Consider the following 7980-nt stretch of genomic DNA (forward strand, 5'->3'; position numbering starts at 1 on the left):
TGCAGTATATGGTGGGGAATATCGAAATGACCTCAGGTGTGAAGGGTGTCGGCGGTCTGATGCGCAACATTGTATCCAGTGCAGTCTCCGGATCCAGTGCCATTAAGCCGCTTTATAAGGGGACGGGGACCATTCTTTTGGAAACCACCTACAAGTACCTGTGGTTAATTGACGTCGACAACGACCATATTGTCATAGACGATGGTATGTTCCTGGCTTGCGAGAGCACGCTTGAGATCGCTGTAGCTGCGCGTAAGAATCTGTCCTCTGCGGCACTGGGCGGAGAAGGCCTGTTCAATCTAAGTGCCCGCGGCAAAGGTATCCTGGCCTTGGAAGCGCCGATTCCCACTGAAGAGGCTGTTGTGATTGAACTGCAGAACGATGTGCTGAAGGTGGATGGTAATTTCGCGCTCATGTGGTCTAACTCACTGGACTTCAGCGTGGAGAAATCCGGAAAAACCAAGCTAGGCTCCGCCGCTTCCGGCGAAGGACTGGTCAATGTGTACCGCGGAACCGGCATGGTATGGCTGGCACCGCTGATGCAATACAAGAACAGCCCGTTAATGCCTGCCGCTGCACGGCCATAAAGGCCTGGTAAAGGGCTGGAAAGTAAACTACCCGCAAGCGCGCCCCAGTAATTCACCGGAGCGCGCTATTTGTTCTGCCTAGAACTCCTGTCTCTTGACTTAAGTCAATGAAGCGCCGTTGCCCGCTGAGTACAATTGAGTCATCTATTTAAATAGGGGGTCATGTTGATGTCTGCTGCAGTGGCACGAACCGGTGGTATTTCAATTATTCTAATGGCGGTAACCGCCGCAATTTCGTACGGAACAATTCATGGAAGTCTTATTGTTGATGGGGATGCTGCCGCTACCATCAGTCACCTGACTGCTTCTCCTCTGCTGTTCAGAGCTGAAATTCTCGGCTGGGTGCTGATTATAGCCTGTGACATCATAGCCGCCTGGGCCTTATATACGGTCCTGAAGCCGGTGGATAAGGGCCTGTCCCTGTTGGGTGCATGGCTGCGTCTATCCTATACAGCGGTACTCGCCGTTGCCGTCTCTTGTCTGGTTATCGTCTCACTGCTTACAGGCAGCAGGGGGCAAGAGCTATCCGGCTTCACATCCGGTGAGCTGCAGGCGGAAGTGATGCTTTTTCTCGGGGCTTTTGAAGCGGTATGGTCGATCGGTCTGATTCTGTTTGGGGGCCATCTGCTGATTGTGGGGCTGCTGGCGTTACGATCGCGGAACATTCCGAAGCTGCTTACCATTCTGTTGCTGCTGGCCTCAGCCGGTTATGCTGTTGTCCATCTGAGCCGCACCCTTGCTCCGGGGGGTGAAGATGTTATTAAAGTGGTGGAATGGATATTCATGCTGCCGATGACTGCAGGAGAGCTGGGCCTTGGCCTATGGCTGCTCTTCAGAGTTCCAGCTCCGCGTGTTCCCGGTAAATCCGCTTCTTGATCCGGCTCAACGATTCCGGCGTCATTCCAAGATAGCTCGCCAATTGATGCTGGGGAACACGGCTGATGAGTCCCGGTCTTTGGTGAAGCAGAGCCTTCAGGCGTTCTTCGGGCGTGGAAGCAATAAAAGTGGCAAACTCCTCCTGTACCTGCCCGAAGCTCTCCTCAATCATCCGGCGGGTCATCATCTCCAGCTGTGTGTGTTTGGCATACATCTCCCTCTCCGTATCCAGCGGGCCGACGACGAGCACCGAGTTCTCCAGACAGGTCAGCGTGTAATCCGACGACTTATCCGGTTTATGCGCATTAAAGATGGAGATCGCCTGCTCCTCGGTATAGAAGTTGGAAGTCACTTCCCGGCCCGTAACGTCAACAGCATGCTGCCGCACGCATCCCTTAAGGACAAAATAACATTTGCCCGGGACCTCTCCCTGTCTCAGCAGAACTGTTCCCTTACTGTAAGTTTCCACCAGGATTTCATCCAGGATAGCGTGCTGCTCTGCTTCACTCAAAGAGGTTAGCCGGGACATATATTGTTGTAACAGTTGCTTCATCCTCAGACCTTCCTTCCGGCTACAAAATGAACAGTGATATGCTCCATTGTAACAGGATTTTAGCAGGTCCAAATCACACATTTATGCCCTTTCCAGAATTAATTCCTGTTTTAAACGGCCCAGCTGCAAAAGATGATGCCGGTAGTGCATCTCAACAAGCAGGAACCATTCCTCCGCACTCAGCCCGCCGAACCGCGGATGAGGCACTGTATTTTGCCGGGAAGCTTCTGCGAGCGCAGGTTCAATCTCCTTCATCCTCCGGATGACCGTGTGTAATCCTTCAATCAGCTGCTCCTTGCTCTCCGGCTGCTCCGGCGTATATTCCGGGGAAGGCGGAACCTGAACCCGGATGGGCGGAAAACTGCCTTGGGCAAAAATAGCCGTACCAGCCTCGGTTTTTTCCGCTGAAGCTCCCTGTAGCTCTTGGGCCTGTCCCAGACATTGATCCACATTACGAAGCTGCATATACAGCGCCGAATTAATGAGATGCTGAAACATCTGTCCGATGGACCACCCGTTGTCACTTGGTGTTTGCTTCAGTTGAACCAGACTGAATTGATCCAGCTCCTGCAGATAATATGCTGTTGTTTCTTCAAATCGTTGTAAGGCTTCCTTTGTTGTAACCATCGTTCTCAGCTCCCTTTGTCATCTTTCTTCCCAAGTATACAAAAACGCTACTGACAACATTATGTCAGTAGCGTTTTAACATATTCTCCAATTCATTTCTCATCCGCTGCCGGAAGGATTCCGGCTCCAGTACAACTACTCCGCCTCCCCAGCTGAGCACGTATTGCAGCAATTCCTCCGGCTGCCGGACCCGAAAGGTCATCAGCAGCCCTTCCGGATGATCTTCTATGGTTTCTAAATAATAGTTATTCGATTCCTTCACCTTATCAGCCATGTCAGGCTGAACCAGAATGCGGACAAGAATATTGCGTTCATCCGGAGGCTTGTATGCCTCTAAATTGAAATCCGCCGGCAGCTTAAAGCCTGCTTCCAGTTCCATAAGCTCCGTCATCCGGGACAACCGGAAATGACGGATGTCCTGGCGCAGCTCACACCATCCCGTCAGTACCCATGCCCCCTGGTGAAGCACAAGTCCATAGGGGGCAACTGTACGCATACTTCGCCGGTTTCCGTCCGCTTCAGCGACTCTTTTGGCATAGCGGAAGCTTACTTTCCGCTCCTCTGCAATCGCCCGGCGAATCGTCTCTAAGTAGGCCCTCTCTAGGATTCGCCCTGCATCTTCAGCGGTTGCAAGCAGCCGGAAGCTTTTGCGTATGCGGACGGCCTCACTGCGGACCGGTTCCGGCAGGATGGCTTCAATCTTCCTCCTGGAAGTCCGGGACTTGCTCCCATAATGGGAATCAAACCACTGCTCAATGAAATCCGTCCCGATAAGCAGGGTCACGGCTTCTTCCACCGTGAAACTGACCGGCGGCAGGAAATACCCCTCCATCAAGGTGTATCCCTGCCCGGGCGCCCCTACCACGGATACGCCGGCTTCACTCAGTGCCTGAATGTCCCTGTAGATAGTTCTTACGCTGGTTTCAAATGTAGCGGCTAAATCCTCCGCCCGTAACATTTTACCCCGCTGGAGTTCAAGCACTATGGCTAACATACGATCCGTTTTGTTCATTTGGCAGCCTCCTTTCCGGGAGTTTGGTTTGATTTCATTCTGCCATCCAAAAAGTGTTGAGAAAGGCAGTCCTGAACCCGGCCTGTTCCATATTTGCATGGCTGGCCGAGCCGAACTCCACATCTGTATAAACCGCCTTCATCCCAAGTCTGGCGGCCTCCGCAAGCCGGTGCTTAATCAGGGACGACTGACACCCTTTGCCCCGGTAAGCCGGGAAGGTATAATCATTTGCCAGGTAGCCCTCTGCCCCATGTAGAAACAAGGAGCCCATAGCCGCTGGTTCTCCATCTATTCTTAGCATGTAATTCATGAAATCTGCCCTATAGAAGTACTCCTTGGACCTCGCAATCATCTCCGTGGTCATCTCCATCCCGCCCGCAGACTTCCCGATCCATTCTATAAATTCCTCCGCAGTCTCCTCCGTCACCCGTTCAAACTGAAATGCCGGAGTTTCCAGCCCGTCCAGCGGCTGAAGCATAACCATAAAGACAAGCTGCTCCGCGGGAAAAAAACCTTTTTTGCATAGCGCCCGGGCCACTTCTTCTGTCATATGGTCAGGAGACATATCAAAGCAAGGGGCAGCGCCAGCATAATAACTCAACAGCTCATCCAGCTCTGGAAGCATCTGAGGCCCGAACCCCTTGATGCGATTATAGTAAATCGAAGCCGGGTCCGTAGAGTCCCGAAGCAAGGTGACGCTGTTTACCGTCTGGACCTCGAGCTGTCTCTTTACAGGAACCAGCGACCGGCTTGCATTCAACCGGGTAAGCTCTATTTCCATTCGTTCAATATGATTCACATAATCTAAAGGCTTCATAGTAACAACATCTCCTCACGAAATACATTGAGCTTGTGGTGCTTCTATGCAGGGGGATTTTCTCCATCTAAACTCATATGGACGGGGCGGAGGATAACCCTAGCAGGAATTTCTCCCTCTAATATCTCTACTATGGCTAAAAATCAGCGTTATTCATGAAATTAGCTGGAGCATTTCCATCTAAAGTCTGATTTCTGGCAATAATAAAAGGTTTAGCGGGAGGATTTCCCACTATTATTTATCTATTAACTCTACTCTTCCTCATCCCATAATTCACCCTATCAACAGACCTGAACTTATTATAATGATTTCCCCCTGTCTGTTTCCACTTATATATCCGTGAGCTACCTGCATGCGGGACGCCTTCCCTGTCAATAAATCTGCGTATTCAAAAAGAGCAGCGATTCTCCGGTAAACGGAAGAATCGCTGCTCTGCTGTCTTATTCCTTTATTGAAGCCCTGTTACGATTACAATTCCCCGATTAACGCCTTGATTGAGCTGTCAGTTTCCAAAGCGCGGATAATAAGCGACACGGCTTCGGCGCGGGTGGCATTGCTTCGCGGTGCGAAGGACGAAGCCGCTACCCCCTGAATCAGATTAGTTGAGGCTGCCTGCTTAATGGCTGCGGCAGCCCAGTAATCGCTGCTCACATCGTTAAAGCTCACCGCTGTGCCTGTCGGAAGCACTCCAAGATTCAGCATACGGCCGATGATCGTCACCATTTCGGCACGGGAGATGGTGGTACCCGGTTTGAAGCTGCCGTCCGCGTAGCCGGTTATGACTCCCTTCTCCGCCAAAGCACCGATATAACCGGCGGCCCAATTCGAGCCGGCATCCCGGAATTCTGCTCCAGCCGCATTAGCCTCTAGTCCGAAGGCACGGGCAATCATAGCTGTGAATTCGGCTCTGGTGACCGGAGCATTCGGACGGAAGGAACCATCTGCGTAACCGCCGATAATCTGCAGCTTGACGGCTGCCGCAATGGTGCTGGCACCCCAGTGGCCTGTGGTGTCACTGAAGGTTTTGTTGATATTTTTCGTTGCGGCAATGGCATCACTCACTGTTTTCCGAACCGTTTCCCGGCTGACTACACCCGCCTGGAAAGGATTCACTTGATCCACCGGTACCGGTGCTTGTGTACCCGGTTGTTCCCCTGGTACTACAGGATTGGCAGGAGCGTTTGTTGTACCGCCTGTGGTTCCGCCCGGGGTAGTTGTTAGAACCTCCTGAATTCGGGTTACTGCTGCTTGTCGTATCGGTAATGATGAGCCCAACCTGATTGTTCTGATAGACAATCAGGGCACTGCGTGTGCTAGGCAGACCGTCAATCTGGACGGAGGTAAACTCTCCGTTTCGCTGACTGACGCCATGGGTAATAAGCGGGATCAGTCCGCCGGCAGGTACATAGTTGTTCGCAAAATGCACCTTCAGCTTCCCGTTCATATTCACTGCTCTCTTGATGTCTAGTACATCACCTGCACCGGTAAGGTTGAGCTCGAGGGTGCCCTCCGCAGATTGCGTGAAGCCTCCTCCGATTGTCATCTTGCCGTAGACGTTCTCCACTACAGAGCCGCGGGTGTTCAGCACATCACCGCTGCCGAAGGCTGTTGCCGAATCGCCTTCAAGGGTCCCGGCGCTTACCTCGGTACCGCCGGAATACGTATTGCTTCCCGTCAGCGTCAAGGTACCGGTCCCTTCCTTAGTCAGTTTACCTGAGCCAGAGATATGGTTCCGCCAGCGGTCCGCTGCATAGAAGCCGCCTTTACCGGCATCCATCGTTACCGTGACATCTGTGTTGAAAGCGCTGTATCCGTCAGCGGCTGCGAAGAGGTTCAGCCTTCCCCAGCCTTCCGGATCATCCAGCAGCGGATAACCGGACTGGATTCCTGTTGTGGCCAGTACCGCCCGGCGCTGCTCAGCACTCAGATAAGGCAAGCGGGTTTCCAGTAACACTTCTGCCCCCTTGGGAACAACCACAGGCTTGGCCGTGGAGTTGATCTGCGGGAAGCCGTAGGTCAGTCTCTGGGTGAACTGTGCTTTGTTCTTCTCATAATCACTGAACCGGTCTTCCGCCGTGCCGGTCTCTGTCAGCAGGGCTGCATGGGCCTGATCATAGGCCGCCTTCTTCAGCTCGGCGTTATCCGGGTCAGCCAGGGTCGCCGCCGTCAGCGCCGTCGCCATGACTCGCCCGCCCATCACATCGAATGGAGAATGCATGCCCGCGATAATCCGGCTGTTCCCCATCTCTGAAGCCCGGGTCAGCAGCTCCTGGAACCGCTCAGGCACCGCGTAAGCAAGTGACAATGCGGCAAGATAGGAGGCGTTGGTATGGCCGCTCGGGAAGCCGCCATCTGTAGCCGGCGTTGTACTCATCGCCGGCACCAGAGTAGGCACGATGATCGAAGGGTCCTTCCAGCGGAACGGACGCATATAATTGTAGAAATTTTTGGCCTGGGTTGTTGATGCATAGTTGCCGCGGATCTTTCCGATCAAGTCTACCATTTTGCCCAGCTCTGAATCGGAATTACCGCCTTTATTGGCGCCGTTGCCGTCCGTGTACTTCACCGTAGTGGCATCACCCGGAATGCTGGTAATCGTCGTGTACGTACCCGATTTGGCGCGGTACACCTCAGATAGAGAACCCAGACCGTCGGCCGCTCCATAGGTCTGGTTCCTGCGGTCATCGTAATACGCCATGTCTTCCTCTGCCTTAGTACGGGTAGCTGCAAGGCCGGCTACATATTGAATGTTGGCATCCAGTATGCTGCTGTTCAGCTTGGTGCCGTTATTCCAGGTAGAACCGGGTGTCCAGAGCTCCAGGAATCCGGAGAGGATCCCGATGGCCGGGTTGGAGTAGACCGCCATATTAACCGGAGTGTTATTCTTGTAGTTGTCTACGAAATGTCCCCATTTCGGAGCAGCCGGCAGTTCGATCGAAGAATCCGCTGAAGCCGCAGCCGCAGGATGTACCGTGACAGAATTAGTGAGGAGAACCAGACCCGCAGCAACAGATAGCAACCTTCTTTTAGACTGTGTGTTCAATTGTGTTAGCCCCTATCCTAATTAGTATTCGATTCGAATCGGTCTCAATGTAGCATCGCAGGTCCGGGTCTTCAATATGACAATTTCGCAATTCTATCAATTTGGGAACATTTCAGCCGGATTTAGCAATTTTATATTCTTTTAACATAAATCATGAATAGTTGCATTAGGGACTAGTGTATAATCCGCCTGGGAGGAGAATACGCCTTGAAAAAATGGAGTTCAGCATTCACCAGCCTGGCTATATCGTACATTTCTGTTGTTCTTGTCATTGTTCTCTTGCTCTGTTCTGTTTTTTATATTTATTTCTCAACCCACTATAAGGAAGAACTGAGAAGCCGGAATCAGCTGCTCCTTAAAAATACCGCCGGAACCATTGAAGCTTCCGTGCTGCAAAGAGTCCAGCAGATCTATCTGGAGGTCTCCCTGAAGCAGACGGCAACGCTGCGCCTGCTCGCTGGTGCT

The 7980-nt window shown here is 52.4% G+C and carries 8 protein-coding genes and 1 pseudogene; 3 read left to right on the forward strand and 6 right to left on the reverse strand.

The window, feature by feature from the left end; translation table 11 throughout:
* Together AQR02_RS21855 and AQR02_RS21860 are read left to right on the forward strand one after the other, a co-directional pair.
* Positions 1-587, forward strand: a 587-nt coding sequence (locus AQR02_RS21855; protein WP_245237667.1) for an AIM24 family protein, incomplete at its 5' end; no start/stop codon positions are given.
* Between the two features lie 168 nt (positions 588-755).
* Positions 756-1463, forward strand: a complete 708-nt coding sequence (locus AQR02_RS21860) for a DUF4386 domain-containing protein (RefSeq protein WP_245237668.1) — start codon at positions 756-758, stop codon at positions 1461-1463.
* Here AQR02_RS21860 and AQR02_RS21865 read toward each other — a convergent pair.
* From AQR02_RS21865 to AQR02_RS32060, 6 genes are all read right to left on the reverse strand, one after another.
* Positions 1420-2016 (reverse strand): Crp/Fnr family transcriptional regulator, encoded by a 597-nt coding sequence (locus AQR02_RS21865; protein ID WP_054942532.1) that lies wholly within the window; start codon positions 2014-2016, stop codon positions 1420-1422. The genes AQR02_RS21860 and AQR02_RS21865 overlap by 44 nt on opposite strands.
* Before the next feature lie 81 nt (positions 2017-2097).
* Complete coding sequence (locus AQR02_RS21870; protein WP_054942533.1) at positions 2098-2643, reverse strand: DinB family protein; 546 nt, start codon at positions 2641-2643, stop codon at positions 2098-2100.
* Positions 2644-2707: 64 nt separating this feature from the next.
* The gene (locus AQR02_RS21875) at positions 2708-3655 is read right to left on the reverse strand and encodes a helix-turn-helix transcriptional regulator (protein ID WP_054942534.1); all 948 of its coding nucleotides are present in this window, start codon (positions 3653-3655) and stop codon (positions 2708-2710) included.
* 34 nt (positions 3656-3689) lie between these two features.
* The gene (locus AQR02_RS21880; RefSeq protein WP_054942535.1) at positions 3690-4472 is read right to left on the reverse strand and encodes a GNAT family N-acetyltransferase; all 783 of its coding nucleotides are present in this window, start codon (positions 4470-4472) and stop codon (positions 3690-3692) included.
* 468 nt (positions 4473-4940) lie between these two features.
* Positions 4941-5534 (reverse strand): S-layer homology domain-containing protein, encoded by a 594-nt coding sequence (locus AQR02_RS32055; protein WP_159067813.1) that lies wholly within the window; start codon positions 5532-5534, stop codon positions 4941-4943.
* A complete protein-coding gene (locus AQR02_RS32060; protein ID WP_245237669.1) occupies positions 5527-7515 on the reverse strand; it encodes an acid phosphatase in 1989 nt (662 codons plus the stop codon). The genes AQR02_RS32055 and AQR02_RS32060 overlap by 8 nt, the downstream gene beginning before the upstream one ends.
* Positions 7516-7722: 207 nt before the next feature.
* Between AQR02_RS32060 and AQR02_RS32590 the strand changes: the two are divergent.
* Positions 7723-7980 (forward strand): annotated as a pseudogene (locus tag AQR02_RS32590) (helix-turn-helix domain-containing protein); the annotation flags it as partial.

The organism is Paenibacillus ihuae (assembly GCF_001368795.1).
In the GTDB taxonomy this organism is placed as follows: Bacteria; Bacillota; Bacilli; order Paenibacillales; family Paenibacillaceae; genus Paenibacillus_AQ; species Paenibacillus_AQ ihuae.

Coding starts and splice junctions, on each gene's coding strand:
- AQR02_RS21865 (WP_054942532.1), bottom strand. CDS start 2,016: ATGAAGCAACTGTTACAACAATATATGTCCCGGCTAACCTCTTTGAGT.
- AQR02_RS21875 (WP_054942534.1), bottom strand. CDS start 3,655: ATGAACAAAACGGATCGTATGTTAGCCATAGTGCTTGAACTCCAGCGG.
- AQR02_RS21860 (WP_245237668.1), top strand. CDS start 756: ATGTCTGCTGCAGTGGCACGAACCGGTGGTATTTCAATTATTCTAATG.
- AQR02_RS21880 (WP_054942535.1), bottom strand. CDS start 4,472: ATGAAGCCTTTAGATTATGTGAATCATATTGAACGAATGGAAATAGAG.
- AQR02_RS21870 (WP_054942533.1), bottom strand. CDS start 2,643: ATGGTTACAACAAAGGAAGCCTTACAACGATTTGAAGAAACAACAGCA.